This is a genomic window from Actinoallomurus sp. CA-150999, assembly GCF_050942425.1.
GTDB lineage: Bacteria > Actinomycetota > Actinomycetes > Streptosporangiales > Streptosporangiaceae > Actinoallomurus.
In genome coordinates, this window is the sequence record NZ_CP192063.1 from 4,294,944 (window position 1) to 4,321,631 (window position 26,688).

Genomic DNA, 26,688 nt, shown 5'->3' on the forward strand with positions numbered 1-26,688 from the left:
GGCGCCATCAGACCGGGGCCAGCCGGTCGATGAGCGCTCGGCACCGCGCCTGATTCTCCCGCGCACGCTCGCGCAGGACCTGGAATCGCTCCCGCAGCATCGCGGAGCACGCGCCCCGTTCGTCCCACAGCCGATCGAGCTCCGCCAGGAGCGGGCCCGCCTGCCGCCGCGCGATGCCGGTCAGCGCGGGAGCACCGATCGTCTGCGCGAAGTCGAAGACCTTTCCCGCGTACGGCAACGGCAGCACCGGTACGCCCGCGCGGGCGGCGAAGATCAGGAAGTGGAGCCGCATGCCGACCGCGAAGTCCAGGTGACGCATGAGCCCGGCGATCTGCCCGGGGCTGTACGTGCGATTGAGGACGCGGGCGTTCTCCGGGGCGCTCATCGCCGAGAGCACCGCGTGAGAGTGGGCGATGTCCCCGCGCTCCATCGGGATGAACACCGCCTGGGCCTCGTACCGGCACGTCATGAAGTCCGTGACCTCGGCGAGCAGACCGTGATAGCTGCTCTCGTCGAGGTTGTCGGCCGCCCGGCCCGGCTCGCGGACCGAGATCCCCACCAGGCGGGTCTGGCCGTCGATGCCCTCTCGGAGCAGCATCTCCTCGGTGAACTCCTCCGGCTCCAGCAGCACCGCCGCGTCGGCGGTCGCCGGGATCTCGCGAGTGACCCCCATCCCCTCGAGGACGAGTATCGACTCGTGGTCCCGGACCGTCAGGTCGGTCATCCGCTCGATGGTGTCCCGTACGACGTCGATCTCCTCGTGGCCGGTCAGCGGCCCGGCGCCGATCGCGTAGCCGAAGGTGGGGACGCCCAGCCGGTGGGCGAGGCGCACCGGCCGCATCACCGAGGCGGCCAGGCCGTCGTGGAGGATGCCGCCCCCGCCGAGGATGAGCAGGTCGAGCCCGGCCTCTATCTCCGCGAGCTGCCCCAGCGAGACCTCGGTGTAGCCCACCGCCGGGGTGCCGAAACAGGTGCGGGTGTGCTCGGGGTGCCGGCTGAACACGACCTGTTGCGCCCCGGGCCGTATCTGCCGCAGGCTGTCGAGGACACAGGCGAGGATCGCCTCGTCGCCGAGGTTCAGCCCGCCGTACGAGCCGAGCACCCCGATGCGGAGTTCGTGACACCGGCCGTTGGCCATCCGGTCCACCTCCCCCTGTCCCATGGCGAGCCGGGACGACGACGGCGGCCGCCACGAGGACCGGACGCGCGCCCCGGGATTGCGGACCCCGGGCCCACGCGGCCGCCACGAGCAGCGGACGCGCGCCCCGGGGCTGCGGACCCCGGGCCCACGCGGCCGGCCGGGCGACACGCCGCGTATACCCATGGTGACGGCGGCGCGGGTCCGCCACATCCTCACATCGTGTAGTCGCGCGATGCCCACGATCGCCCCGGGCGACCGGCAGTACGATCTTGGGGTGATCGTTCGCAGCGGCGGGGGTCGTGGCCGATGACCCGCTGGATGAGTGAAGGCGCCAGGACCGGGTCGGCCGGACTCGACCTGGACCCCACCACGCCGAGCGTCGCACGGATGTACGACTACTTCCTCGGCGGGAAGGATCACTTCGCCGCCGACCGGGCGGCCGCCGAGAAGGTCACCGAGGCCCTGCCCGACGTCGGCGCGGTCGCCCGGGCGAACCGGGAGTTCCTCCAGCGGGCGGTGCGGCACGTCGCGGACCGCGGCGTCGACCAGTTCATCGATCTCGGCTCGGGGCTGCCGACGCAGGGCAACGTGCACGAGATCGCGCAGTCCGTTCACCCGCACGCCCGGGTGGTCTACGTGGACAACGACCCGGTGGTGATCTCCCACGCACGGGCGTTGCTGGCCTCCGACGAGCGCACCATCGTCGTCCGCGCCGACCTGCGCGATCCGGGCGCCGTCCTGGAGGACCCGGAAACCCGGAAGTTGATCGACTTCAGCCGCCCGGTCGGGCTGTTGTTCGTGGCCGTCCTCCACTTCGTCGCCGACGAGGAGGACCCGGCCGGTCTCGTCCGGGAGTACCGGGACGTGCTCGCGCCCGGCAGCCACGTCATCCTCTCCCACGCCGCGGTGGAGGAACGCCGCAACGCGAACGTGGCGACCGCCTACCGGGGCGCGAACGCCCCCTTCATCGCGCGGACCCGCGACCAGGTCACCGGCTACCTCGAGGGGCTGGACATCCTCGAGCCCGGCGTGGTCCACCTGTGCGAGTGGCGGCCCACCCGCATCGAGAAACCGCTGCGGGCCGGCTGGACGGCGGTCGGGTGCCGGCGCTGAGCCGATCATTGCATCGTGCAATGGGCGGCCGGGGTACCGGGTAGAACAGACCCATGACCGAAAGCGCGATCGAACCGATGCAGCCGGAGCCGACGCCGGCGGAGGACGTCGACGCGGTGACGTCCGCGGTGCTGACCGCTTCGCGGTTGCTGATGGGGATCTCGGTGCGGTCGCTCGCGTCGGTGGGGGAGCGGGTGACGCTTCCGCAGTTCCGGCTGCTGGTGGTGCTGGCCGCCCGTCGAGAGACCAAGCTGGTGACCCTCGCCGAGGATCTCGCGGTCAATCCGTCCACCGCGATGCGGATGGTCGAGCGTCTCGTGGCCGCGGGCCTGGTGAGCCGGCGGACCAATCCGGCCAGCCGCCGGGAGGTCCTGCTGCGGCTGACCGAGTCCGGGCAGCAGATCGTGGAAGAGGTCACGGCTCGCCGGCGGGAGGAGATCGCGGCCATCGTCGCCGCGATGCCCGCGGGTCATCGGGCCGGGCTGGTGGACGGGCTGCGGGCGTTCACGGACGCCGGCGGCGAGCCCGGCGAGCCCGTCCGTGACACCGTGCCCCTGGAATGGGACTGAGACCGAATACCAGGCCGGAGCCGGCGGAGCCGTGGGAACGGCTGCCGTCGGCTCTCGATCGTGGACTCCGTTCGTTCCGTGGCCGCTCCCCAAAGTTGTGATCTGCGGGTGGCCACCCCCAGTGGAGGCCGCGGCTGCGACCCGGTGCCACGGCCGGGCTTCTTCCTCGGTGCGGGTGGGTTAATCGAATCGGCAAGGTTCGGCATCACTGGCATGCCGGTTTCCGTCTCCCCGGCCGAAAGTGTCGACGGTGGTCGTCGTGACCGTTAGCGGTCGCGCAGATGCTTCGTCGACACCCGGCTGAGGAGAAGCGCCATGTCGGACATTGAGCAGTCGCGGATGAGGCGTGCCGGCCTTACGGTGCTCGCCGCGATCGTCCTGGCCGTCGGATTCGTGGCCTCTCCCGCCGCGGCGCGTACCGCCGACCCGGGGCCGGGGAGTCACTCCGTCGCCGCTCCGGCCACCATCTCCGCCGGAAAGGCACTGATCAGGCGGGCGTGCGCGCCGCCGACGCGCCGGAACCAGGTGGCGTGCCTCACGTTGATCCGTACCGACGTCAAGCCGTCGCGCGGCATCCAGCATCTGATCGCGCCTAGCGGCTTCGGACCCGCCGACCTGCGGAGCGCCTACGCACTGCCGTCCTCGGGCGGCGCCGGGCAGACGCTTGCGATCGTCGACGCGTACGACGATCCGAACGCCGAGTCCGACCTCGCGGTCTATCGCGCTCAGTACGGGCTCCCGCCGTGCACCACCGCGAACGGCTGCTTCCGGAAGGTCGACGAGAACGGAGGCAACAGCCTGCCCACCCCGGACGCCGGCTGGGCGGCAGAAGAGTCGCTGGACCTGGACATGGCGTCCGCCATCTGCCCGAGCTGCCGGATCCTGCTGGTCGAGGCCGCCCAGCCGTACCTCTCCGAACTCGGCGGGGCGGTCAGCACCGCCGTCCGCATGGGCGCGAAGTACGTCTCGAACAGTTACGGCGGGCCGGAGACCTCCGACGCTCCGGGATTCGACACCTCCTACTTCGACCATCCCGGAGTGGCGATCACCGCCTCCTCCGGTGACGACGGATACCGGACCGAGTATCCGGCAGCGTCCCGCTTCGTGACCGCGGTCGGCGGCACCAGCCTGTCGAGAGCGTCCGGCGCGCGCGGCTGGAGCGAGACGACGTGGAGCGGCTCGGGGTCCGGATGCGCCGCGTACATCGCCAAGCAGTCGTGGCAGAGCGACGGAGGGTGCGCCAGGCGCACGATCGCCGACGTCTCCGCCGTCGCCGACCCCGCCACCGGCGTGGCGGTCTACGACACGTACCAGTCCGGCGGCTGGCAGGTCTACGGAGGCACCAGCGCCGCCGCGCCGATCATCGCCGGCGTGTACGCGCTGGCCGGGCCACCGCCGGCCCAGTACTACCCCGCGTCCTTCCCGTACCAGCACCCGGCGGCGTTGTTCGACGTCGCATCCGGCCGCAACGGCACCTGCAACCCGGCCTACCTGTGCACCGCCGGGGCCGGTTACGACGGGCCGACCGGTCTGGGAACCCCGAACGGCCTCACCGCCTTCCGGTCCGGCACCGGCACCAGCCCCTGCGTCGCACCCGGAAACAAGATCGTGAATGGCGGGTTCGAGATCGGCACGTCGCCCTGGACCAGCACCCCGAACGTGATCCTGGCCAACGGCAGCGGCGAGACCGCCCACGCGGGCACCCACTTCGCGTGGCTGGACGGTTACGGGACCACCCACACCGACACCCTCGCGCAGATGGTGACGATCCCCGCGGGCTGCCGGGCGGTCCTGAACCTCTGGCTGCACATCGACACCGCCGAGACGGGCACCGTCCCCTACGACACCCTCACCATCAAGGTCGGCACCCGGACCGTCGCGACGTACACCAACGCCAACGCCGCCCCGGGTTACCGGGCCGTCGCACTGGACCTGTCGTCCTTCGCCGGCCAGACCGTTTCGGTGTCCTTCACCGGCACGGAGGACTCCTCCCTGCAGACCGGCTTCGTCGTCGACGACGTCGCGCTCAACGCCTCGTGAGCGATCCGGTGAGCGCGCCCCCGAGCAGGAGCGGTCCGCTCACTCGTGCTTGCGGGAGACGGTGTGCCGGCCCGTCATCGCGATGGCGGGGACGCCGTCGGCCTCGGTCCACTCGCCGCACGGACCGCCGCCCTCGCTGACGCCCAGTCGGAGCGGCGTGCCGTCCATGCGCAGCGCCGGATGGAAGTACTGGGCGACCTGCCGGGCCTCGGCCTGGATGTAGTGGCCGATCAGCGCCCGCCGGAACCGGCCGGCGCTCGTGTTGGGCCTGCTGCCGTGCACCAGGGAGCCGTTGAAGAACAGCACGTCGCCGGCGTCCATCCGCACGGGCCGGGCCTGGTGATCGTCGGGCAGGGGGACCGTGACGTCGGTGAAGCTGACCCGGGTGTCGGCCTTGGCGGTGCACAGGATCGGCCAGCGCTGGCTACCGGGCACGACCATCATGCAGCCGTTCTCCTCGTCGGTCGGATCCAGCGCCATCCAGGCCGCGACGCAGGTGCCGGGCGCGGCGCGCAGGTAGAAGTTGTCCTGGTGCAGGGCCTGACCCCGGGAGCCGGGCGGCTTGAAGTACAGCATCGACTGGACGGCGTAGGGCTCTTCGCCGAGCAGGGCGGTGAGACACTCCCGGAGCCGGGAGTCCAGGAGCCACCGCAGAGTGACGTCGTCCCATCGGTGCATCTGCGCCATCCGCGGGTACCGCCGCAGCGGGTCCCGTCCGGCGACCCGCACGCCCACCAGGTCGTCCGGGTGCGAACCGCGCCGGCGTAGCTCCATGAAGTGGTCCCGCAGCCGGTCCACCTCCTCGGCGCGGAACGCTCCGCGCGCCACCAGGTAGCCTTCCCGTTCGAATACCTCTTTGTCGGAATCGCTCATGGTCCCTCCCTCTCTGCGTTCACATGGCCTCGGCCGCCGGAGGACGAAAAGCCGGTTCTTGAGGAGATAATGCGGGGAACCGGCCGTCGTCGACCAGGAACGATCGACGCGAGGAGTTGACTGTTTGACGCATCTGCTGCCCACCCCGTACGGCGCGGAGATCCGCGTGCGGCCGGTCACGGCGCCCACCTACTGGCGCTGCGAACCGGGCTGGTCCTGGCACGCCCGCCCGCTGCCGGACCACCTCCTGTGGTACGTCCTCGACGGTGTCGGGCACCTGACGCTGGACGGACGCCGGCACGCGCTGGCGGCCGGCAGCTGCGTGCTGTTCGCGCCCGGCGACGAGCCGGTCGCCGGGCATGACCCGCGCCGGCGGCTCCTGGTCTTCGGCCTGCACCTGAGGCTGAGCACCGCCGACGGCGCACCGGTCGCCCCGGCCGCCGTCGTCCCCGCGGAGCGCTGCCGCCCACTGCGCGACCCGGCGCTGGCCGCCGCACTGGCGAGCCGCTGCGACGCCGCCCACCGGCGCGGCGACCGGTTCGGCTCCCGGCAGAGCCTGCTGTGCCTGGAACAGCTGCTCTGCCTGTACTGGGACGACGCCACCCGGCCCGCGCCGGAGCGCGTCGACGCGGCCTTGGAACAGATCACCCAGGAGATCCGGCAGGACCCGAGCCGGCGCTGGACCGTGGCCGAGCTGGCGGCCCGTGCGGCGCTGTCACGCGCCCAGTTCACCCGGCGGTTCACCGCCTACACCGGCATGTCGCCGGCCCGCTATCTCATCCGTGCCCGCGTCGACCGGGCCCGTCAGCTGCTGACGGAGACGAACATGTCCGTCGGCCAGGTCGCCGCGACGCTCGGCTACACCGACCTGGCATATTTCAGCCGGCAGTACAAGCAGTGCACCGGGCACTCGCCGGGCCGCCGCCCGGCCTGAACGCACCGAACGCGCGACGCATTTCCTTAAGACCGTCCTAAGTGATCGGCCTTCTTCCTTAAGGGCGGCATAAGCGCGTATTCCGCGGCCGGTCGACTGTCTAGGGTCATGACTGCTTTCGTAAACCTTCTTAACTGCGGAGCGGTGCATGACTCGAATTCCCGGCAGCCGCCGTGCCCGGTCCATCGCCGGTGTCGCCCTCGCCGCCGCGCTGGCGGCGAGCGGCTGCGCGCAGGCCACCGGCGCCACGAGAACCGCCGGCGCGGTGAACCTCGGTGCGAAGGCGGCCCCGGCCGCCTTCACCCATCCGGGCGTTCTGGTCAGCAGGTCCCAACTGGATTTCGTACGCGGGAAGGTCAACGCGGGCGCCCAGCCGTGGAAGTCCGCCTACGACCAGATGCTGGGCAGCAGATACGCCTCCCTGTCGCGTACGCCGAAGCCGCGCGCGGTCGTGGAGTGCGGCCCGGTCAGCAACCCGAACCACGGCTGCACCGACGAGCGGGAGGACGCGCTGGCGGCGTACACCGACGCGCTCGCCTGGTACATCACCCGGGACGGCCGGTACGCCGACAAGGCCATCCAGCTCATGAACGCCTGGTCCGCGGTGCTCAAGGACCACACCAACAGCAACGCGCCGTTGCAGTCCGGCTGGTCCGCGTCGGTCTGGCCGAGGGCCGCCGAGATCATCCGCTACACCTACACCGGCTGGACGAGCGACGCCGTCACCCGGTTCGCCGCGATGCTGCGGAACGTGTACCTCCCGAAGGTGATCAACGGTTCCAACAGCAACGGGAACTGGGAGCTCAGCATGATGGAGGCCGCCGTCGGCATCTCCGTCTTCCTGGATGACCGGACGAGTTACGACAAGGCGGTCGCCCGGTTCCGCAAGCGCGTGCCCGCCTACATCTACCTCTCCTCCGACGGCGCGCTCCCCGTCGCCCCCGCCGGCACCGGCATCGACACGAAGGCCGAGATCGTCAAGTACTGGCAGGGCCAGTCGACGTTCGTCACCGGGCTCACCCAGGAGACCTGCCGCGACTTCGTGCACACCGGATACGGGATCTCGGCGATCTCGCACGTGGCCGAGACGAGCCGGATCCAGAAAGCGGACCTCTACCCGGAGGTCGGCGAGCGGCTCCGCCAGGCGCTGGGCTTCCAGGCCAAGTACCAGCTCGGCGCGGCCGTGCCGTCCTGGCTGTGCGGCGGCACGCTCAAGCGCGGCCTCGGGCCGGTGACGGAGGTCGCCTTCAACGCGCTGCACAACCGGATGGGCATCGCGATGGCCAACACCCAGAAGCTCACCGAGCAGCAGCGGCCGGCCGGGACGAACAACCTGTTCGTCGCGTGGGAGACCCTCACCCACGCCGAGAACCCCGCCTGACCGGCGGTACGGGCCGATTTCCTGTCGGCCTTATCGGTCCGATCGGACCATTCCGAAGTCCGTGCAGAAAGGATGCGCTGATTCAGCATGGTGAAAATCAGTAAGGCGCTCGGAACAATGGCCGCGGCGATGGCGCTGCCCATCCTGGCGCAGGGCACCGCGTACGCGGACATCCCGTTCGGTCAGACCATGAACGGGAACGCCACGTACTACAACGACGCCGGTTACGGCGCCTGCGGCACGCAGGTCAACGCGGCGACGGAGATGCTCGTGGCCGTTCCCGCCGCGTACTGGACCACCGCCAACCCGAACAACGACCCGCTCTGCAACAACGTCTCGGTCGAAGTGACCTACAACGGGCGGACGATCAAGGTTCCGGTCAAGGACAAGTGCCCGAGCTGCTCGAGCACGCACATCGACCTCAGCTATCCGGCGTTCGCCCAGCTCGCCGACCCGAACCTGGGCAACATCCCGCTCACCTGGAAGTTCGTCCACACCTCCTAGCCACCCCGGGCGTGCCGTCCCCGCCCCCCCGCCCCGGGGACGGCACCTTCCAGCTCGGGCCCGCCCGCCGTCACGTCGCGGTGTGCGGGCCGAGCAGTGCGATCGAGGCCTGGACGGCGACCTCGGTGATGTCGCTGATCCGTCCGCCGTCCTCGACCGTGGTCGCGGTCAGCTCGCGCAGTCCGCCGAGCAGCATGACGACGATCGGGCGGGACACCGGGCCGACGCCCGCGGCGCGCAACTCGCCGGTGTCGCAGAGGGTCTGGATCATCGCGACGAACGCCTCCATCATCTCGCGCTGCAGGCGGCGTGCCGCGTCGCCGAGCGAGGGCACGTCGCGGATCCAGCTGAGCGTGAGGGCGGGCTCCGACTCGGCGCAGGCGATCCAGGTCTCGACGGCCTGGCGCACCTGGTTCTTCCAGGGCGCGGTCTGGTCGACGGCGGCGTAGATCTGCCGGATCATCTCGGCGTTGGAGTCGGTCAACAGCGCGACGAAGCACTCTTCTCTGCCCGCGAAGTGCTCGTAGAAGGTGCGCCGGGAGGTGCGCGCACGGCGCACGACGTCGGCGACCGTGGTGGCGCGGTAGCCCTTCTCCGCGATCGACGCGGCGAGGCCGTCGAGCAGCCGCCGGCGGAATCCGCCGGCGTCGTCGGATGCGGCCGCCGCCCGTTCTTCCTTGCGCCGGTGCCGCACGGTCGTCACCGTGGTCACGCTATACCTCCCATCGCGGCCCGCCCTTGAATCGAATGGTACATCGGCGTACCGTGCTGCGGTACGGCCGTGTACCATGCTGAGAGGGGTGCTTCTCCATGACGACCGTGACGCTTCCGCCGGGCCCGTCGTCCCCGCGTTTCGTCCAGGGCGCCTTCGCGCTGACCGCTCCGTTCCGCGGGATGCGCCGGATGCGCGCCCGGTACGGTGACGCCTTCCGCATCAACGTGCCGATCTTCGGCCGGGCCGTCGTCATCAGCGACTCCGACGAGATCAAGCAGCTGTTCACGGCCGGTCCCGACCTCGTCGAGAACCTGCAGCCGAATCTCGGGCGGGTGCTCGGCCCCGGCTCGCTGTTCGCGCTCACGGGCGAGGAGCACCGCAAGCAGCGCAAGCTGCTCGTGCCCCCGTTCCACGGCCGCCGGCTCAAGGCGTACGAGAAGATCATCGAGGAGGAGACGGTGCGCGAGCTGGCGACCTGGCCGGAGGACCGGCCGTTCGCCACGTTGCCGTCGATGATGCGGATCACGCTGAACGCCATCCTGCGCGCGGTGTTCGGCGCGGACGGCGCCGAGCTCGCCGAGCTGCGGGAAATGCTGCCACCGTGGGTGTCGTTCGGCTCCCGGCTGGCGGTGATGCCGATACCGCAGATCGACCTCGGGCGGTGGAGCCCGTGGGGGCGGTTCTGGCTGGCGCGCCGGCGGTACGACGCGATCGTCGACCGGCTGATCGACAAGGCGGCGGGGGAGGACCTCGACGAGCGCGACGACGTCCTCGCCCTGATGCTGCAGAGCCGCTACGACGACGGCTCGCCGATGAGCCGCGGCCAGATCGCCGACCAGCTGCTCACCCTGCTCACCGCCGGGCACGAGACCACCGCGACGACCCTCGCCTGGGCGGTCGAGCGGCTCCGCCGCCACCCCGCGATCCTGAACGAACTCGTCGCGGAGGTGGACGCGGACGGCGACGCGCTCCGCCAGGCGACGATCGTCGAGGTGCAGCGCACGCGCCCGGTCATCGACCTCATGGGGCGCCACGTGAAGACCGACGGCTTCCGGCTCGGGCGGTGGACGCTGCCGAAGGGTTACACGGTGCTGGTCGGCATCAGCCTGATCCACGACGACGAGTCGCTGTTCCCGAACGCACGGGCCTTCGACCCGCACCGCTTCCTCGACGCCAAGCCGGACCTGTACGAGTGGATCCCGTTCGGCGGCGGCGCCCGGCGCTGCCTCGGCGCCGCGTTCGCGACCATGGAGATGAACGTCGTCCTGCGCACCCTGCTGCGCGACCTCACCCTGATGCCGACCGCCGAGCCGGATGAGCGATGGCACTCGCGCGGCATCGCCAACGCCCCGGCGAAGGGCGGCCGGGCGGTCGTACGCCGCCGGAACTCCCCGCCGATTCCGCCCGCCACGGCCACGGTCGCCGGAGCGCGGTCATGACCGAGCACGTCGACGTGCTGATCGTCGGTGCCGGTCTGTCGGGCATCGGTGCGGCCCACCACCTCCAGGAGGCCCTCCCCGGCAAGACGTACACGATCCTGGAGGCGCGCGAGGCCATCGGCGGGACGTGGGACCTGTTCCGGTACCCGGGGGTGCGGTCCGACTCGGACATGCACACGCTCGGCTACCGGTTCCGGCCGTGGACACAGGCGAAGGCCATCGCGGACGGGCCGTCGATCCTGCGCTACATCCGCGACACCGCCGCCGAGGCCGGCATCGACCGGCACATCCGCTTCGGGCACCGCGTCGTCGGCGCCTCCTGGTCCGGCGAGGACGCCCGGTGGACGGTCGAGGCGATCCACGACGGCGAACCGGTCCGCTACACGTGCGGCTTCCTGTACGCCTGCAGTGGCTACTACCGCTACGACGCCGGCCACCTGCCGGACTTTCCCGGCATCGAGCGGTTCGGTGGCACCGTCGTCCACCCGCAGCACTGGCCCGAGGACCTCGACCACACCGGCAAGAGGGTCGTCGTGATCGGCAGCGGCGCGACGGCGGTGACGCTGGTCCCGGCCATGGCCCACGAGGCCGCGCACGTGACGATGCTGCAGCGCTCGCCGACGTACATCATGTCGCTGCCGGCCCAGGACGCGATCGCGAACACCCTGCGGCGCCTGATCGGCGACCGCCGGGCGTACCCGATCGTGCGGTGGAAGAACATCACCGCGGTCACGCTGTTCTACCGGCTCAGCCGCCGCCGTCCGGGCCTCGTGAGATCGATCATCCGCAAGGCGGCGATCCGGCGACTGCCTCCGGGCTACGACGTCGACACCCATTTCAAGCCGCGCTACCGGCCGTGGGACCAGCGAGTGTGCATCGTCCCCGACGGTGACCTGTACACCGCGATCCGCGAGGGGCGCGCGTCGGTGGTCACCGACCGGATCGCGGAGTTCACCGAGACGGGGCTGCGCCTGGAATCCGGGACCGAGCTCGACGCGGACATCGTCGTCACCGCCACCGGCCTGCGGCTGCTGGTCCTCGGCGGCATCCGGCTCACCGTCGACGGCCGCGAGATCGCGGTGCCGGAGACGATGGCCTACAAGGGCATGATGCTCAGCGGTGTGCCGAACTTCGCCTTCACGATCGGCTACACCAACGCGTCCTGGACCCTCAAGGCCGACCTCGTCAGCGAGTACGTCATGCGGCTGTTGCGCCATCTGGACGCCCATGGCCATGATCAGTGTGTGCCGGTCAACGACGACCCCACCGTCACGGAGGCGCCCCTGCTGGACTTCCAGGCCGGTTACGTGCTGCGCTCCATCGAGGAGTTCCCCAAGGCGGGCTCCCGGACCCCGTGGCGGCTCCGCACGAGCTACCCCCGTGACCTGGTCGACCTGCGGTACGGCCCCATCGACGACGGTGCCATGCGATTCTCCCGCCGGGCCGCGCCCCGCGAGGCCGCTGACCGTTCCGCGTGACAGCACACTTCCAGATCGGAGAGGCATCGTGAGAGTTCAGCTCGACCCGGGGCGCTGCCAGGGACACGGCCGCTGCTATGACCTGGCCCCCGCTCTGTTCGGCGAGGACGACGAAGGCTTCGGGACGGTCCTCGGCGACGGCGTCGTGCCGCCGGACAAGGCGCAGGACGCGCGACGCGCGGCCGCCAACTGCCCCGAACACGCCATCGACGTTCGCGAAGGAGCCTGAGATGACGGTCGACGACCGCTTCACCCGCGACTTCCGGGACACGCAGGACGACCCCCGGCTCCTCGGAACGCGCAACGAGGTCGTCACCGGTCCCGTCGCGGACTGGGCGACCGACTTCTCCCACACCGAGCCGGAATGGGCCGCCGACCCGTACCCGATCCAGGACGACCTGCGGCGGCGCTGCCCGATCGCGCACACCGAGCGGTTCGGCGGCGCGTGGCTGCCCACCCGGTACGAGGACGTCGCCGCGATCGCCTACGACACCGAGCGCTTCTCCTCGCGGGCGATCGTCGTGAGCAACTACCGGCCCCCACTGAGCCTGGCTCCGGTGGGCGTGGTGCCGCCGATCTCCTCCGACCCGCCGTTCCACCACGACGCCCGCCGGCTGCTGCTCCCAGCGTTCACGAAGCGTGCGATCGCCGCGCACGAGCCGGACACCAGGGCGCTGTGCCACGCGCTGATCGACGGGTTGGAACGGCGGGACGTCGTCGACGTCGCGAGCGAGTACGCCCAGCACATCCCGATGCGGGTCATGGCCGGCATGCTCGGCTTCCCGCCGGAGGACGGACCGAAGTTCGCCCAGTTCGTCGAGAACGCCCTCGAAGGCGTCAACCTGCCGACGGACGAGCGCATTGAGCGGATGGACCGGCTGTTCGACTACCTGCTCGAGCAGATCCGCGACCACCTCGACGACCCGCGTGACGATCTCACCACCTACCTCATCAACGCCGAGCTCTACGGCCGGAGGCTCGAACCGTCGCATGTGGCCGGCGCGATGGCCCTGCTCCTCATCGCCGGGATCGACACGACGTGGAGTGCGATCGGGGCGTCGTTGTGGCATCTGGCCAAGACGCCCGGCGACCGGGAACGGCTCGTCGCCGAGCCCGGGCTGGTGCCGACCGCGATCGAGGAGCTCCTGCGGGTCTACGCCCCGGTCACGATGGCGCGGCTGGTCAAGGAGGACATGCACTGGCGCGGCGTCGACATGAAGGCCGACGACTGGGTGCTGCTGTCGTTCCCGGCGGCCAACCGCGATCCGGCCCAGTTCGACCGCGCCGACGATGTCGTCATCGACCGTGAGGTCAACCGGCACGCGGCGTTCGGCCTGGGCATCCACCGCTGCGTGGGCTCCCACCTCGCGCGCATGGAACTGCGGGTCGCCCTGGAGGTCTGGCTCGAACGGATCCCGGCCTTCACCCTCGACGACCCGGACGCGGTGACCTGGGCGCCGGGCCAGGTACGCGGGCCCCGCGCGCTTCCGATCCGCATCGGCTGAGACCTGCGGCCGGCTCCGGCAGGCCGCTGCGCCCCACCGGCCTCTGACGCGGGTTCGCTCAGGGGTCAGTGGTCGGCTTTGATCTTCTTCATGGTCAGGTGGGACACCACCCGCAGGACGGCGGGGAGGCCCATGAGCCTGCCGGTCAGGAAGGCCTCGTACGCGGCGTGGTCGGCGACGGCGACGCGGATGAGGTAGTCGGGGCGGCCGAACATCCGGCGGAACTCGACGACCTCCTCATAGGCCGCCACGGTGGCCTCGAACGCCTCGACCGTCTTCAGGTCGTTCGCGTAGATCTCCACGTCGATGAAGACCTCCAGGCCGCGGCCGACGGCCTCGGGGTCGATGACGGCGCGGTAGCCGGTGATGACGCCGGTCTCCTCGAGCCGCTTGACGCGGCGCAGGCAGGGCGGTGGCGTAAGGCCGACCCGTTTGGCCAGCTCGACGTTGGTCAGCCGCCCGTCCTGACGCAGGTGGAACAGAATTTCACGATCAAGTGCGTCAAGTGCTATTTCATTGCTCATAACAAGATCATAGCGCCATTACTTGAAACCATATTATGCGATATTTATCTTAATATTGCTGGTATGGAATGTGTCGTCGACGATCCCCCGCGGCCCGCCGCCGCGCCCCGAGCGGCGTCCGAGATGCGGGCCGCGCTCAAGGACTCCGGGTCCGTGGGGCTGGGACTGCTCCCGCTCGGCCTCGCCTTCGGGGTGTTCGTCACCCATTCCGGTCTCGCGTGGTGGTGGGCGAGCGTGTTCACCACCGTCATCTACGCCGGATCGTTCGAGTTCCTGCTCGTCGGCCTGGTCGCCGCACCGGCCGCGCTGGCGACGATCGCGCTGACCGCCTTCCTGGTCAACGTCCGGCACGTCTTCTACGCACTGTCCTTCCCCCTGCACCGGGTCCGGGGCCGAGCAGCCAAGGCCTACGGCACCTTCGCCCTGACCGACGAGGCATACGCTCTGACCACGAGCGAGCAGGCCCGCTCGTGGTCCGGCAGGCGGATCCGGTGGCTCCAGGTGTTCCTGCACCTGTACTGGGTCGGCGGCGCCACCGTCGGCGCCCTGCTCGGCTCGCTGATACCTCAGCGCGTCACCGGCCTGGACTTCGCCATGACCGCCCTGTTCACCGTCCTGGCCCTCGACGCCGTCCGGGCGCGGCGCGGCGACCTGCCCACCCCCGTCCTCGCGCTGCTCAGCGCGCTGGCGGCCCGCCTCTTCCTCCCAGGCCAGATGCTGCTCGCCGCCTTCACCCTGTTCACCGCCGGGCTCCTGGCCCGCCGCCTGCTCACCGGCGAGAGGCTGAGCCATGCCTGACACCCGCTACCTGATCGCCGCGGTCGCCGTGTCCGCGGCCATCACCTGGGCGCTGCGCGCGCTGCCCTTCACCGCACTGGCGCCCCTGCGCGCGAGCAGGACCGTCCACTACCTCAGCGCCCGCATGCCGGCCGGCGTCATGGTGATCCTGTTCGTTTACTGCCTGCGCGACCTGCCAGTGACCCACGCGCGCGCACTCGCCCCGCTGGTGGCCCTGACCGTCACCGTCGGCCTGCACCTGTGGCGGCGCAACGCCCTGCTGAGCATCCTCGCCGGCACCACCGTCCACGTGGCCCTGGCCAGCACGCTCTTCGCCCACTGACGGCGAGGCCGGGCGGGCGGCTCAGTCGTCGATCATCGCGCGGACGGCCGCGAGGACCTCGACGGCGGTGGCGAGCTGTTCGGCGGTGAGTGTGGATCCCAGCTGGTTCGCCCAGCGGGCCTGCGCGGGCTTGATCGTGGTCAGGAGCCGCTCGGCCCTGGGGGTGAGGGCGACCAGCGGGGCGCGGCGGTCGCCCGGGTTGGGCCGGGCCTCGACCAGTCCGTCCGCGCGCAGGCGCGTCACGATCTCCTGCACGCTCTGCCGGCGCAGGCCGCGCCGGCGGGCGATCGCAGCGGCGGTCGCGGGCCCGTCGCCGATGGCTCCGAGGACCTGCCAGCGGGCACTGGTGAGACCGAACTCGGCGGTCAGCGCGTCGCCCGCGCGCAGGAGTCTGCCGTTGAGCAGGAAGACCTCGTCGATCAGTGCGGTGATCAGATCGCCGCCGGCGTCTCGGCGGTCCAGGGCCGGTTGCTGGTCCATGCCCGTACCCTAGTGCTAGATTTTCGACAGGATCCTGTCGATCTAGGAGAGGGAAGAGCATGGGCGTACCGAGTGGACACGGATCGTTGACCGGCCGGGTCGCGCTGGTCACCGGGGCCAGCCGGGGGATCGGCGCCGCCATCGCCCGCACACTGGGCGGCTACGGCGCGGCGGTCGCGGTGAACTACGTGAACAGCCCGGAGCCGGCCGGACAGGTGGTGGCCGACATCGAGGCGGCGGGGTCGCGCGCGGTCGCCGTCCAGGGCGACGTCGGCGACCCCGCCGCGGCCGAGCGGGTCGTCCGCGAGGCCGCCGGCGAACTGGGCGAGATCGACATCCTCGTGTGCAACGCGTTCGGCAACACGTCGGACATCCGGCGGCGGCCGACGGTCGACTCCTGGGAGTCCGTCGCGGCGATCCAGGGGCGGGCCACCGTCCAACTCGCCTGCACCCTGAACTGCTGCCACCTCGTGGTCCCGGGCATGCGCGCCCGCGGCGGCGGGTCCATCATCCTCATCGGGGCGAGCGGATCCCGCGCCGGCGGCGGCCCCGGTATGGCCGAGATCGCCGTGGCCAAGTCCGCCCAGGACACGCTGGGCCTGGTGCTGGCCCGTGAACTCGGCCCGGACGGGATCCTCGTCAACACCGTCGCGCCGGGCCTCGTGCCCACCGACGCCAACTCCGGCGAGCACCAGGCGTCCTGGATCGCCCGAGCCGAAGCCGAGACTCCTCTGGGGCGCGTCTCCCAGCCCGAGGACGTCGCCGAGGTGGTCGCCATGCTCGTCGCCGACGGCGCCCGCCAGGTCACCGGCGCGTACCTCAGCGTCGACGGCGGCCGGAGCCTCGGGGCGAGCGTCAAGGTCGGCTGACAGCGCCCGGAGCCTCGGGGCGAGCGTCGAGGTCGGCTGACCGCGTCCCGAGCCTTGGGGCGAACGCCACGGTCGGCCAACGGCGCCCGGTGTCACGCCCAGACGGGGACGCCCTGGTAGGCGCGCGCGAGCATCTCCACCCACGCGTGCACGGCGTCCTCGCTCGGGGCGAAGGGACCGGGCCGGAAATGCGGGGAGGCCAGGCCGCGCTGCACCGACTCGCACGCGGCCCAGTCCTGGCGGTTCGTCCGATCCCAGAACTCCACCGCGTAGCCGGCGTCGCCGGCCTCCTCCGGGACGTACCAGGAGCACTCGATCGTGGTGCGGTCCGGCGCGCGCGGCCGCAGCCGATGGGCCATGACGTAGTCCGGGTGCAGCGAGATCAGCAGGTCGGGGACCAAGCCGAAGTAGTGCACCCGGCGGCGTTCGGCGCCCGGGATGAAGGCGCCGCCCGACCGGCCGTCCAGCGACATGGTCTCCGCGTGGTCGCGCAGGTCCATCGACCCGCCGACCCACGCGCCCGGCAGGTCGTAGTTGTCGCCGCTCGCGGGCGGCGACACCGCGCACAGCTCCGGATGGATCAGCGGGCAGTGGTAGCACTCGTGGTAGTTCTCGACGATCACCTTCCAGTTCGCCCGCACGTCGTACTCGTGCCGGGCGGCGAGCCTCAGTCTCTCCGGCGCGTACGGCTCCACCAGCGCGGTCAGCGCCCCGGCGTGCTCGGCGAACGGCGGCGCGTCGCCGGTGGCGTTGACGAACGCCCAGCCGTGCCAGACGGTGAGCGGCAGGCGCGGCAGGTCGTACCCGGTCACCGTGAAGCCCGGCGCGCCGCGCAGACTGCCGTCGAGCCGGTACGCCCACGCGTGGTACGGGCAGACGACGAGGTCGCGCGTTCCACTGCCGCCGTCGGGCAGCAGTTCGTGGCCGCGGTGCCGGCACGTGTTCGCGAAGGCCCCCTCCGGCGTGAGCAGCACCGGCACGTCGCCCACGACGACGCCGCGCTGCGTCACCCCGTCGGGCAGCAGCTCCTCCGCCCGCCCCAGGCAGCTCCACGTGCCGGCGAACAGGTGCCGCCGCTCCCAGGCGAGCACCTCCGGCGCCGTGTACGCGCGGCCCGGCAGCATCGTCGCCTCGCCGAACGGCCGGAGCGCGTCCTCCAGGTCCTCGTCGCCGAACGGGGCGGGCGGCCACGACCTCATCGGGGACCTCCCGGCCGGGATAGTGTCGGCGCGTGGCTCGGTTGACCGCCCTCGACCGGCGCGAGGAGATCCTGCGCGCCGCCGTCGCCCAGATCGCCGAGCGCGGCGTCGCGGCCGTACGGGTCGCCGACGTGGCCGCCGCACTCGGGGTCAGCACCGCGCTCGTCTTCTACCATTTCCGCTCCAAGGACCGCCTGGTCGCCGAGGCGTTCGCGTACGCGGCGCGCCGCGACCTCGACCGGCTCGCCGAGGTCGCCGGGTCGGGCGGCTCCGCGCGGCGGCGGCTCGTACGGGCGCTGCGCCTCTACCACCCCAGCGGGTCGGCGGCGCCGGGCTGGCGGCTGTGGATCGACGGCTGGTCGGCCGCCCTGCGCGAGCCCGAGCTGCGCCGGGTCTGCCGCCGCCTCGACCTGCGGTGGCGCGACACGATCGTGGGGATCATCGCGGAGGGCGTCGCGGCGGGGGAGTTCTCCTGCGCCGACCCGGAGGCCGCGGCGTGGCGCATCACCGCGCTGATCGACGGGCTGTCGGTGCAGACGACGGTGCACCGCGGCGTGCTGACCCGCAAACAGGCCGAGGCGTGGGCGTACGAGCAGGCCGCCCGCGAGCTCGGCCTCGAGTCCCTCTAGCGCGTGGCCCGTGAGCGAGCGGCGCGCAGCCGGACGGCGGATCCATGCGACACGCCCTGGCCGGGTCACCGGCGCCTCCGGCGGTCCTTGAGCACCTGCGCGACGACGTTGCGGCCGGGCACCCCGGTGACGCCGCCGCCTCCGTGCGTGGCCGAGCCGGCCTGGTAGAGCCCCTTGATCGGCGTGCGCAGGTCGGCGTAGCCGGCCGCCGGGCGCGCGTGGAACATCTGGCCCGGCGTCAGCTCGCCGTGGAAGATGTTGCCGCCGATGAGGTTGTACCGGTGCTCCATGTCGTACGGCCCGATCACCTGCCGGTGCAGGACCGACGAGGTGAAGCCCGGCGCGACCGCCTCCATCCGGGCGACCATCCGGTCGGCGTACGCCTCGAGCTCCGCCGCGGGCTGCGCGGTGTGCCAAGTGTGCGGCACCCACTGGGTGAACATCGACACGATGTGGTGCCCCTCGGGCGCCAGTGAGTCGTCGAACACGCTGGGGACGCACACGTCGGCGAACGGCAGCGTGGCGGCCCGGCCCGCCACGGCGTCCTGGAAGGCGCCCTCGATGTCGTCGAGGGACTCGGCGAGCACGATCGTGCCGCCGTGCACCTCCGGGTCGAACCCGGAGATCCCGCGGAACTCCGGCAGCCGGTCCACCGCCAGGTTGATCTTGACGGTGCCGCTGCGGGTCTTCCAGCGCTCGATGTCCGCGACGAAGTCCGCCGGCAGGTCCCGGCGCTCGAGGAGCCGCAGGAACGAGATCTTCGGGTGCGCCGTCGTGATGACCGTGTCGGCCGTCAGTTCCTCGCCGGACTCCAGCGTGACGCCGGTGGCCCGGCCGGAGCGGACGTCGATGCGGGCCACCGGCGCGGCCGTGCGGATCTCGGCGCCGAACCTGCGGGCGGCCGCGGCCAGCGCCCGGGTCACCCCTCCCATGCCGCCGCGCGGGAACCCCCACGCGGTCTCGCCGACGTGGTGGTGCAGCATGACGTACGCCGTCCCGGCGGACCGGGGCCCCGCCCAGGTGCCGATGACGCCGGACACCGACAGCACGCCCCGCATCGCGTCCGAGTCGAAGAAGTCCTCCACCAGGTCGGCGATGCTGTCGGTCAGGATCCGGGTGATGTCGACCGCCGAGCGCTCGTCCACGCCGCGCAGGGTGCGCAGCAGCCCGGCCTGCCGGAGGAGGTCGGCGGGCCGGTGCGAGCCGAGCTTCGGCGGGATCTGGTCGAGCAGCGGGCCGAGGAGCCGTCCCAGCTCGCCCATCCAGGACTCCCACCGCTCGTACGCGGCGGCGTCCTTGGAGGAGAAGCGCTCGATCTCCTCCCGGCGCCGCGCCGGGTCGTCGGGCAGCCGCAGGTGCCCGCCGTCGGCGCGCGGCGCGAAGTACGGGCCCTGCGGGTACACGTGGTAGCCGTGCCGGTCGAGCCCCAGGTCGCGGACCAGGGCGGGCGGCAGCAGACTCACCACGTACGACAGGGACGTGACCGTGTAGTCCGGGCCGAAGGGATGCTCGCTCACCGCGGCCCCGCCGACCACCTCGCGCGCCTCGCAGACGCAGACCCGCAGCCCCGCCTTTGCCAGGTAGGCGGCGGCCACGAGGCCGTTGTGCCCACCGCCGACCACCACGACGTCGTACATGGCGACTCCTTACTGATTCTCGAGTCAGTATCCGCCGCGCCCCGGGACCGGACAAGGGCGCGGGTGCTCACCGGTTCGCCACGTCGCCGTGCTCCGGCTCCGCCCGGCGTGTCCGCCGCGTCGGCGTTCCGAGGACGTAGAACAGCACGCCGAGGCCGACGCACAGGGCGAGCGGCACCAGCTGGCTCAGCAGGTAGCCGAGCCGGTCGTGCGCGAAGCCCGACGGCAGCGAGCCGGCGGGGTCACCCGACGTGCCGAACCACCCCACCCCCAGCCCCGGCCACACGAGCTGGACGAGGGTGAACACCACGAAGAACGTCGGCAGCGCCGCGACCAGGCCCGCGACGGGGGAGCGGTACGGCCGCTCGACCTCCGGCAGCTTGCGCCGCAGGACGTACAGGCTCGGGAAGGCGAGCATGTAGGAGATGAAGGTGGTGGAGATGGCCAGTCCGAGCACGGCGGAGAAGTACTTCTGCGTGTCGCCCTTGGTGATCAGGAACGCCGCCACCATGACGACCGTGGACAGCACGGACGACAGGAGGTTCACCCGGATCGGCGTGCCGAAACGCGCGGAGAATTTCCCGAGGAACGCCGGCCCCGCGCCGTCGGCGCACGCCACCGCCTGAGCGCGGTCACCGCCCATCGACCAGGTGACTCCGCTGGTCAGCACCCCGATGATGAGGCCGATCGCGGCGATCTTGCCCATCACCGAGCCCGCGCCGGTCAGCGTTACCGAACCGTTGGCCGCGACGTGCCCGCCGTACACCGTGAACACGGCCTTGCACGCGTCGACGAACCCGCCCAGACTGCCGATGGCCGAGCCCGGCAGCACCAGGAGAGTGCCGAGGATCGGCGCGCCGTACAGGAGCACCGCGAGGACCCCGGAGCGGGCGATGGCGAAGGGCACGTCCCGCTGCGGGGCGGTCATCTCCTCGGCCGCCGTGCTGGGCAACTCGAAGCCGACATAGTTGTAGACGAGTATCGGGACCAGCCCGACGAAGCCGACGTAGCTGGGCTTGAAATCGCGTCCGCGCAGGTGGACGCCGTGCTTCGCGCCATAGAGGATCACCGAGAAGAGGAAGGTGCCGATCAGGACGACGCGCGCGACCGCCCCGATGGTGGGCAGCCACTTGCCGACGCGGAATGCCAGCAGCACCGCGAGCGCGCCGATCCAGATGAAGATCGCGCCGGCGAGGTACTTCCAGGCGCCCGGCAGATCGAAGAAGAACTTCTCCCACGTGGTGACGGCGACGATGGTGAGCGTGCCGCCGAGCCACACCGGGTTGGAGAGCCAGTAGAGCACCTGGTTGACCCCTGCGGTGAACCGGCCGAACGCCAGCTTCGTCCACACGTACGGCCCGCCCTCGAACGGGAACGAGGACCCGAGCTCGGCGACGAGCAGCCCGTACGGCAGGAAGAAGAACACTGCCAGGAACAGCAGCCAGACCAGGCCCTGCGGGCCCTTGGCCGCGACCGTGCCGAGCGTGTCGAGGCCGACCAGGGCGCAGATCAGGAACGCCGCGATGTCGAGCCGGAAGAAGGATTTCCGCAGGTGGGTCTTCTCGTGTTCCCAGCGGCCGGTGAAGTCGTCGGGGATCGCGGCCATTGGCATCGCCTCTCTGCCGGTCCGGCGCCCCCGATACTGATTCGCCGATCAGTTTCCCCGTCTGTCTACTCCAGCCGGCCGGATTTGGGAAGGGGGTGGAACCGCTTCCGCATGACTACCCGTCAGGCCCGCCGCCACTCGGCCGCGAGCAGGCGCGCGGGGGCGACGCGGTCGGGCATCCATCGAGCAGGGCGCGCCGGCCGACACCCGTCGCTGCTTAACCTGGCGTGAACGCCGCACGCACCATGATTGCGGCGTGGACCACCGAATGCCTCCCAGCCGCCGTGCGGTCCTGGCGGCCATGGCGGCGAGCGCGCTCGCCGGCTGCGCGGGCCCGTCCGGCACCGCTCGCGGTGGCAGGGCCGGCGGGACGCCCGGTCCCGGGGCTGGTAGCGGCGGGCGGAGCCTCACCTCGCGGCCGGCCGCCGCCCACACGCTGACGCGTTCGGAGGTGGTGGCCCGCTACGGGCGGCTGAAGCCGCACACCTGGGGGTTCGGCGCGCCCGGGACGGTGCGCGCACTGCCCACCCGAGGTGCGATCGCGCTGACCTTCGACGCCTGCGGCGGGCCGGGCGGGAGCGGCTACGACCACAAGCTGATCGACTTCCTGCGCCGGCGGGAGGTGCCGGCGACGCTCTTCATCAACTCCCGCTGGATCGACGCCAACCCGGCGGTCTTCCGCCGGCTGGCCCGGGAACCGCTGTTCGAGATCGCCAACCACGGCACCCGGCACCGTCCGCTGTCGGTCACCGGGCGATCGGCGTACGGCATCGCCGGCACGCACAACGCCGGTGAGGTGTACGACGAGGTCGCCGGCAACCATCTCAAGCTGACCCGGCTGCTGGGCTCCCCGCCGCGTTTCTTCCGGTCCGGCACCGCGTACTGCGACGACGTGGCGGCGCGGATCGTCACCGACCTCGGGGAGCGCTTCGTCGGCTTCAGCGTCAACGGCGACGCGGGCGCCACGTTCACCCCGGCGGAGGTCCACCACGCCGTCGGGTCCGCCGCCGACGGCTCGATCGTGATCTGCCACATGAACCAGCCCAAGGGTGGCACGGCGGAGGGCATCTCCGCCGCCGTGCCCCACCTGCTGGCGGCCGGCCACCACTTCGTGCGCCTCTCCGACGCACTGCACTGACGGCCGCCGCCAGGGGCGGGATCAGACGAACAGCGGCTCGGCCTGGGACCGCTGGACCAGGGCGTCCATCGCGGCGTCGTCGGGTGCCTCGCCGAAACGGGAGGCGGCGTCGAGGACGCGGGGCAGCAGGTCGACGTCGCCGACGCTGTTGACGAAGACGCCGGGCCGGCTGAGCGCCCACCAGACGGCGAGGTCGATGTCGTCCTGCCGCTCCAGCGGTTCGTACCAGGTGGACCGGGTGTGCGGGCGGCCCATCCACGGGCGCAGCGCGATCGACTTGATCGTCTGCATCGCCACCCGCCGCTCCCGACACGTCCGGTACAGCGCCTCGAAGTTGTCCGCGTAGTAGGGATTGCGCAGGGTGAGGTAGTTGTACGGCAGCAGGACCGAGTCGAAGTCGAACCTCTCCAGGCTCCGCCGGTGGCTCGCCGCGATCTGCGTGCCGTGGCCGGTCACGCCGATCCACCGCACGAGCCCTTCCTCCCGCGCAGCCAGGGCGGCCTCGAGCGCCCCGCCGGGGCTGAGGGCGATGTCCCACTCGATCGGGTCGGCCAGGGAGTGCAGCTGCCACAGGTCGACGTGGTCGACGCCGAGGCGGTCCAGCGACCGGTGAAGCTCCTCGCGCGCGCCCGTCGCCGTGCGCTCGCCGGTCTTGGTCGCCAGGAAGAACCGGTCAGGTTCCCGCTGCAGCAGCGGCCGGAGCCGCACCTCCGCCTCGCCGTAGGAGGCGGCCACGTCGATGTGGTTGATCCCGTGCTCGAGGATCACGTCGAAGGTCTGGTCCGCGACGCTCTGGGACACCGCGGCCAGCGCCGCGGCGCCGAAGATGACGCGCGTGCTGTCGTGACCGGTACGCCCGAACTCCGCTGTTTCGATCGGCACCTGCGACCCTCCGAGGACAGGCGAACGCGTTGCGCCGACGCCTCGTCGGGGAACGGCCCGCGCGGTGACGTACACGCTACGCCACCGCGCGGATCCGGTCAGACCCGGGCATTCGTCACCCGGTGACCGTCCGGGTGGCCACGTTCCAGCCGGAGACGCGGACGCCGGCCGCCGATCCGTGCAGGTCGGACGTGCGGTAGGTGGCGGTCAGCGTCGTCGACTCGCCGGGCCACAGGCTGACCGCGTCGTCCGACCACCGCACCGGGAGCACGGGCTTGCCGGACGCGTCGACGACGTGGGCGTCGAGGTAGAACGCCGGCACCTTGCCCGTGCCCGTGTTCTTGAGCGTCACCGTGGTCGTGGTGGTGCCGTCCGCGGACGCCGCCGAGGAGACCGCCGCGCTCACCGTCGTCGTCGCCATGCCCGACAGCCCGCTGAGGTCGGCGTAGCTCGACGTCGGCACGTAGTACCAGTCGTTCTTCGACCAGTCGATGACGTCCTTCTTGGTGGACAGCCAGTACACGTTGCGGTCGATCTCGCGGCCGTCCTGGCCGGCGACCGTCAGGCGCACCAGGTAGGTCGTGGACAGGCCGCTGATCGACGAGGGGAGGGTCAGCGCCGTCGTACGGCCGCCGTCGCCGGGCACGCTCACGGTCGCGGTCTTCGAGTACTTGGAGGTGCCGTCGAGGTTGTACACGTCGGCCTTCACGGTGAGGCCCGACGCCGTGCCGTGGCCCGAGTTCACCACGGCGACCGACCGGTCGTCATAGGAGTACTGCGCGTGCAGCGGCCGGTTCGCCTCCTTGGCGCCGTAGTAGGAGCCGCCCTGGTCGAGGTAGTAGTCGAACAGCTGCCAGTGCAGGGAGGTCCAGCCGCTGTTCAGCATCCAGTAGACGACGCCCGTGGACGGATTGGAGGAGTCGGTGAAGTTCCGGCCGTACGCCTCGAACTGCGCGCGCACCGCCTCGTACTGGGCGAGCTGTGCCTTGCGTACGTAGTCCTCCAGGCTCGTCGGCTTGCCGTAGCGGCCGATGAGCGCGTTGTCGAAGATCTTCAGGGTGCCGAACGTGCTGGACGGCGAGCGGTGGTACTGCTTCGCGGAGGGGTCCTTCCACAGCGAGTCGAGCTCGCTCGAGCTCATCATCCGGTGGAGCGTGTCGAGGGTCGGCACGTCCGGGCCCGCGCTCGTCTCGGAGTTGAAGCCGTACGCTCCGCCCTCCTTCTTGGTGTACCAGTAGTTCGGCGGGACCCAGTCGTACGGTCCGGTCATCTTCATCCCGGATGAGCCCGTGATCGGCGCGGACGCGTCCGACGCGGCCGGGACGATCGGGTTCGGCCAGTCCGCCGCCTTCAGCGCGTCGACGTACTCCTGCTCCACCTGCTTGGTCGGCGCCTCGTCGCTGCCGATCAGGAAGGAGATGACGCTCGGGCGGTCGCGGAGCCGCGCGGCCTCGGCGGCCATCGACGCCTTCGCGACGGTGTGGTCCGCGCTGCTCCAGCCGCTCAGGCTCTGCCACTTGTCGCAGCACTCCCAGCCGGGCAGGGTCAGGATGCCGTACTCGTCGGCCAGGTCGAAGAAGTCGTCCGGCTCCAGGTGCCCCTCCAGCCGGATCGTGTTGAGCCCGAGGTCACGCGTGTAGCGGATCCGGTCCTCGAGGTAGGTGCGGTCGGGGCGCAGGAACAGGTCGGGCGACCAGCCACCGCCGCGGATGAGCAGCGGCCTGCCGTTGATCGTGTACGTGCGGGCGCCGTCGGCGTTCAGTGCGGAGCGCACGTCGCGGACGCCGAAGCGCTCGTGCGCCGTGTCGGTCGCGGTCCCGCCCGCGGTGGCCGTGAGGTCGAGGTCGTAGAGCGGCTGGCCGCCCATCCCGTACGGCCACCAGACCTTCGGGTTCGCGATCGACGCGGTGAACGTCAGCGTCTTGGTCTCGTGGGCCGCGAGGGACACGTCCTGGGAGAAGGAGGCCGGGCCGGCGGTGCCGGCGACCGTCGCCTGCACCGTCGCGGAGGAGTCGTTCCGGGCGTCCACCTTGACGGTCAGGTCGGCCTTGTCCAGCGCGGGCACGGCGAGCTTCGTCGTGACGTGGGCGTTGCCCAGCGCCACGGCGCCGCTGCGCCGGACGAACACGTCCCGGAACAGGCCCATGTTGTGGTCGGGCGGCGACTGCACCCAGTCGATCCAGCCGGTCGTGAGGTTCTTGTCCGGGTCGTTGGGGTTCACCGAGAACGCCACGGAGTTGGTGCCCGGGTGTACGAGCGCGGTGATGTCCGGCTGGTACCGGGGATAGGCGCCGGCGGTCTGCGCGGCGGTCGCCACCCGCGTGCCGTTGACCCAGACGTCCAAGCTGGAGATGACGCCGCTGAAGTCGAGGAAGGTGTGCAGGTCCGCTTCCGAGCCGAGGGTGAAGTCCGCCCGGTACCACCACGGCACGGTGAAGTCGCTCGCCGGGATGGACTTCAGCGCGGTCGAGTAGAACGGGTCACCGTACTTGCCGTTCCCGAGGAGCGCGGCCAGGACGGTCGAGCGCGGACCGGCCGAGTACCAGCCGGACGCGCCGGCGTAACCCGGGGTCGAGATGGCGGCACCGGAGTCCGTCACCTTGGCCGAGGACTGGATCCGGTATCCGGCCAGGGCGGTCGCGGAGCCCGAGCCGGCGGAGATCCGGGTGATCGGGCCCGGCGCGGACGGGGCCCGCGCCGCGGCGGCCGCGCCGCCGAGGGCCAGTACGAGGGCACAGGCCCAGAGGGAACAGAGGAGAGCACGGGCGCGTCCTGCGGTCATCGAGTTCCTCCGGCGGGGGTCAGGACGGAACTGTTAGGAAGGCTCCCTAACAAAGCTAACCGCCTTCTGTATCGATGGTCAAGGCTTCCGTAACCGACGGCTCTTAACGTCGCAAAGCGTGAAATTCAAG

25 protein-coding genes are annotated in these 26,688 nt (G+C 71.3%); 15 read left to right on the forward strand and 10 right to left on the reverse strand.

The window, feature by feature from the left end:
• Positions 1 to 7: 7 nt before the first annotated feature.
• A complete protein-coding gene (locus ACQP2O_RS20150) occupies positions 8 to 1,351 on the reverse strand; it encodes a polysaccharide pyruvyl transferase family protein (protein ID WP_433187193.1) in 1,344 nt (447 codons plus the stop codon).
• Between the two features lie 108 nt (positions 1,352 to 1,459).
• Between ACQP2O_RS20150 and ACQP2O_RS20155 the strand changes: the two genes are divergently transcribed.
• The 3 genes from ACQP2O_RS20155 to ACQP2O_RS20165 all read left to right on the forward strand — a co-directional run bounded on the left by ACQP2O_RS20155 (position 1,460) and on the right by ACQP2O_RS20165 (position 4,863).
• Positions 1,460 to 2,254, forward strand: coding sequence for an SAM-dependent methyltransferase (locus ACQP2O_RS20155; protein ID WP_433187196.1), 795 nt, complete (start codon positions 1,460 to 1,462; stop codon positions 2,252 to 2,254).
• A 53-nt stretch (positions 2,255 to 2,307) separates the two neighbouring features.
• Positions 2,308 to 2,823: a MarR family winged helix-turn-helix transcriptional regulator gene (locus ACQP2O_RS20160; RefSeq protein ID WP_433187199.1), complete on the forward strand. Its 516-nt coding sequence runs from the start codon at positions 2,308 to 2,310 to the stop codon at positions 2,821 to 2,823.
• 315 nt (positions 2,824 to 3,138) lie between these two features.
• Positions 3,139 to 4,863, forward strand: coding sequence for a S8 family serine peptidase (locus ACQP2O_RS20165; RefSeq protein ID WP_433187201.1), 1,725 nt, complete (start codon positions 3,139 to 3,141; stop codon positions 4,861 to 4,863).
• 39 nt (positions 4,864 to 4,902) lie between these two features.
• Here ACQP2O_RS20165 and ACQP2O_RS20170 read toward each other — a convergent pair whose 3' ends face one another.
• Positions 4,903 to 5,736, reverse strand: a complete 834-nt coding sequence (locus tag ACQP2O_RS20170; protein WP_433187204.1) for a phytanoyl-CoA dioxygenase family protein — start codon at positions 5,734 to 5,736, stop codon at positions 4,903 to 4,905.
• 124 nt (positions 5,737 to 5,860) lie between these two features.
• Here ACQP2O_RS20170 and ACQP2O_RS20175 point away from each other — a divergent pair, with 124 nt between their 5' ends.
• From ACQP2O_RS20175 to ACQP2O_RS20185, 3 genes are all read left to right on the forward strand, one after another.
• A complete protein-coding gene (locus tag ACQP2O_RS20175) occupies positions 5,861 to 6,670 on the forward strand; it encodes a helix-turn-helix domain-containing protein (protein WP_433187207.1) in 810 nt (269 codons plus the stop codon).
• 148 nt (positions 6,671 to 6,818) lie between these two features.
• Positions 6,819 to 8,051, forward strand: a complete 1,233-nt coding sequence (locus tag ACQP2O_RS20180) for an alginate lyase family protein (protein WP_433187209.1) — start codon at positions 6,819 to 6,821, stop codon at positions 8,049 to 8,051.
• A gap of 87 nt (positions 8,052 to 8,138) precedes the next feature.
• Positions 8,139 to 8,555, forward strand: a complete 417-nt coding sequence (locus ACQP2O_RS20185) for a cysteine/serine endopeptidase inhibitor (protein ID WP_433187212.1) — start codon at positions 8,139 to 8,141, stop codon at positions 8,553 to 8,555.
• 70 nt (positions 8,556 to 8,625) lie between these two features.
• Here ACQP2O_RS20185 and ACQP2O_RS20190 read toward each other — a convergent pair whose 3' ends face one another.
• Positions 8,626 to 9,267 (reverse strand): TetR/AcrR family transcriptional regulator, encoded by a 642-nt coding sequence (locus tag ACQP2O_RS20190; RefSeq protein ID WP_433187215.1) that lies wholly within the window; start codon positions 9,265 to 9,267, stop codon positions 8,626 to 8,628.
• Between the two features lie 98 nt (positions 9,268 to 9,365).
• On the opposite strand from ACQP2O_RS20190, the gene ACQP2O_RS20195 reads away from it, so the two are divergent.
• The 4 genes from ACQP2O_RS20195 to ACQP2O_RS20210 are packed head-to-tail and all read left to right on the forward strand — an operon-like array spanning position 9,366 to position 13,692.
• On the forward strand, positions 9,366 to 10,709 hold the full coding sequence (locus tag ACQP2O_RS20195; protein WP_433187217.1) for a cytochrome P450: 1,344 nt from the start codon (positions 9,366 to 9,368) through the stop codon (positions 10,707 to 10,709).
• Positions 10,706 to 12,187 (forward strand): flavin-containing monooxygenase, encoded by a 1,482-nt coding sequence (locus tag ACQP2O_RS20200; RefSeq protein ID WP_433187219.1) that lies wholly within the window; start codon positions 10,706 to 10,708, stop codon positions 12,185 to 12,187. The genes ACQP2O_RS20195 and ACQP2O_RS20200 overlap by 4 nt, the downstream gene beginning before the upstream one ends.
• A gap of 28 nt (positions 12,188 to 12,215) precedes the next feature.
• Positions 12,216 to 12,416 (forward strand): ferredoxin, encoded by a 201-nt coding sequence (locus ACQP2O_RS20205; RefSeq protein ID WP_433187222.1) that lies wholly within the window; start codon positions 12,216 to 12,218, stop codon positions 12,414 to 12,416.
• 1 nt (position 12,417) lies between these two features.
• Positions 12,418 to 13,692, forward strand: coding sequence for a cytochrome P450 (locus ACQP2O_RS20210; RefSeq protein WP_433187225.1), 1,275 nt, complete (start codon positions 12,418 to 12,420; stop codon positions 13,690 to 13,692).
• A gap of 65 nt (positions 13,693 to 13,757) precedes the next feature.
• On the opposite strand, the gene ACQP2O_RS20215 is transcribed toward ACQP2O_RS20210, so the two are convergent.
• Positions 13,758 to 14,216, reverse strand: coding sequence for an Lrp/AsnC family transcriptional regulator (locus ACQP2O_RS20215; protein ID WP_433187228.1), 459 nt, complete (start codon positions 14,214 to 14,216; stop codon positions 13,758 to 13,760).
• 63 nt (positions 14,217 to 14,279) lie between these two features.
• On the opposite strand from ACQP2O_RS20215, the gene ACQP2O_RS20220 reads away from it, so the two are divergent.
• Positions 14,280 to 15,014 (forward strand): AzlC family ABC transporter permease, encoded by a 735-nt coding sequence (locus tag ACQP2O_RS20220; RefSeq protein ID WP_433187231.1) that lies wholly within the window; start codon positions 14,280 to 14,282, stop codon positions 15,012 to 15,014.
• Positions 15,007 to 15,336, forward strand: coding sequence for a branched-chain amino acid transporter permease (locus ACQP2O_RS20225; RefSeq protein ID WP_433187234.1), 330 nt, complete (start codon positions 15,007 to 15,009; stop codon positions 15,334 to 15,336). The genes ACQP2O_RS20220 and ACQP2O_RS20225 overlap by 8 nt, the downstream gene beginning before the upstream one ends.
• Positions 15,337 to 15,357: 21 nt before the next feature.
• Here ACQP2O_RS20225 and ACQP2O_RS20230 read toward each other — a convergent pair whose 3' ends face one another.
• Positions 15,358 to 15,816, reverse strand: coding sequence for a MarR family winged helix-turn-helix transcriptional regulator (locus tag ACQP2O_RS20230; RefSeq protein ID WP_433187237.1), 459 nt, complete (start codon positions 15,814 to 15,816; stop codon positions 15,358 to 15,360).
• 59 nt (positions 15,817 to 15,875) lie between these two features.
• Between ACQP2O_RS20230 and ACQP2O_RS20235 the strand changes: the two genes are divergently transcribed.
• Entirely contained in the window at positions 15,876 to 16,685 is an 810-nt protein-coding gene (locus tag ACQP2O_RS20235; RefSeq protein WP_433187240.1) for an SDR family NAD(P)-dependent oxidoreductase, read from the forward strand.
• Positions 16,686 to 16,777: 92 nt separating this feature from the next.
• Here ACQP2O_RS20235 and ACQP2O_RS20240 read toward each other — a convergent pair whose 3' ends face one another.
• Positions 16,778 to 17,884 carry an aromatic ring-hydroxylating oxygenase subunit alpha gene (locus tag ACQP2O_RS20240; protein WP_433187243.1) on the reverse strand — a complete coding sequence of 369 codons (1,107 nt, stop codon included), beginning with the start codon at positions 17,882 to 17,884 and terminating at the stop codon, positions 16,778 to 16,780.
• A 32-nt stretch (positions 17,885 to 17,916) separates the two neighbouring features.
• Between ACQP2O_RS20240 and ACQP2O_RS20245 the strand changes: the two genes are divergently transcribed.
• Positions 17,917 to 18,513, forward strand: a complete 597-nt coding sequence (locus ACQP2O_RS20245) for a TetR family transcriptional regulator C-terminal domain-containing protein (RefSeq protein ID WP_433187246.1) — start codon at positions 17,917 to 17,919, stop codon at positions 18,511 to 18,513.
• A 65-nt stretch (positions 18,514 to 18,578) separates the two neighbouring features.
• On the opposite strand, the gene ACQP2O_RS20250 is transcribed toward ACQP2O_RS20245, so the two are convergent.
• Positions 18,579 to 20,150, reverse strand: coding sequence for a phytoene desaturase family protein (locus ACQP2O_RS20250; RefSeq protein WP_433187248.1), 1,572 nt, complete (start codon positions 20,148 to 20,150; stop codon positions 18,579 to 18,581).
• Positions 20,151 to 20,217: 67 nt separating this feature from the next.
• A complete protein-coding gene (locus tag ACQP2O_RS20255) occupies positions 20,218 to 21,756 on the reverse strand; it encodes an APC family permease (RefSeq protein WP_433187251.1) in 1,539 nt (512 codons plus the stop codon).
• A gap of 256 nt (positions 21,757 to 22,012) precedes the next feature.
• Between ACQP2O_RS20255 and ACQP2O_RS20260 the strand changes: the two genes are divergently transcribed.
• Positions 22,013 to 22,894 (forward strand): polysaccharide deacetylase family protein, encoded by an 882-nt coding sequence (locus ACQP2O_RS20260; RefSeq protein ID WP_433187254.1) that lies wholly within the window; start codon positions 22,013 to 22,015, stop codon positions 22,892 to 22,894.
• A 21-nt stretch (positions 22,895 to 22,915) separates the two neighbouring features.
• Here the strand turns inward: ACQP2O_RS20260 and ACQP2O_RS20265 are convergent, their stop codons facing one another.
• Both ACQP2O_RS20265 and ACQP2O_RS20270 read right to left on the reverse strand, forming a co-directional pair.
• Complete coding sequence (locus tag ACQP2O_RS20265) at positions 22,916 to 23,776, reverse strand: aldo/keto reductase (protein ID WP_433187257.1); 861 nt, start codon at positions 23,774 to 23,776, stop codon at positions 22,916 to 22,918.
• 115 nt (positions 23,777 to 23,891) lie between these two features.
• A complete protein-coding gene (locus ACQP2O_RS20270) occupies positions 23,892 to 26,558 on the reverse strand; it encodes a glycosyl hydrolase 2 galactose-binding domain-containing protein (RefSeq protein WP_433187260.1) in 2,667 nt (888 codons plus the stop codon).
• Between the last annotated feature and the right edge of the window lie 130 nt (positions 26,559 to 26,688).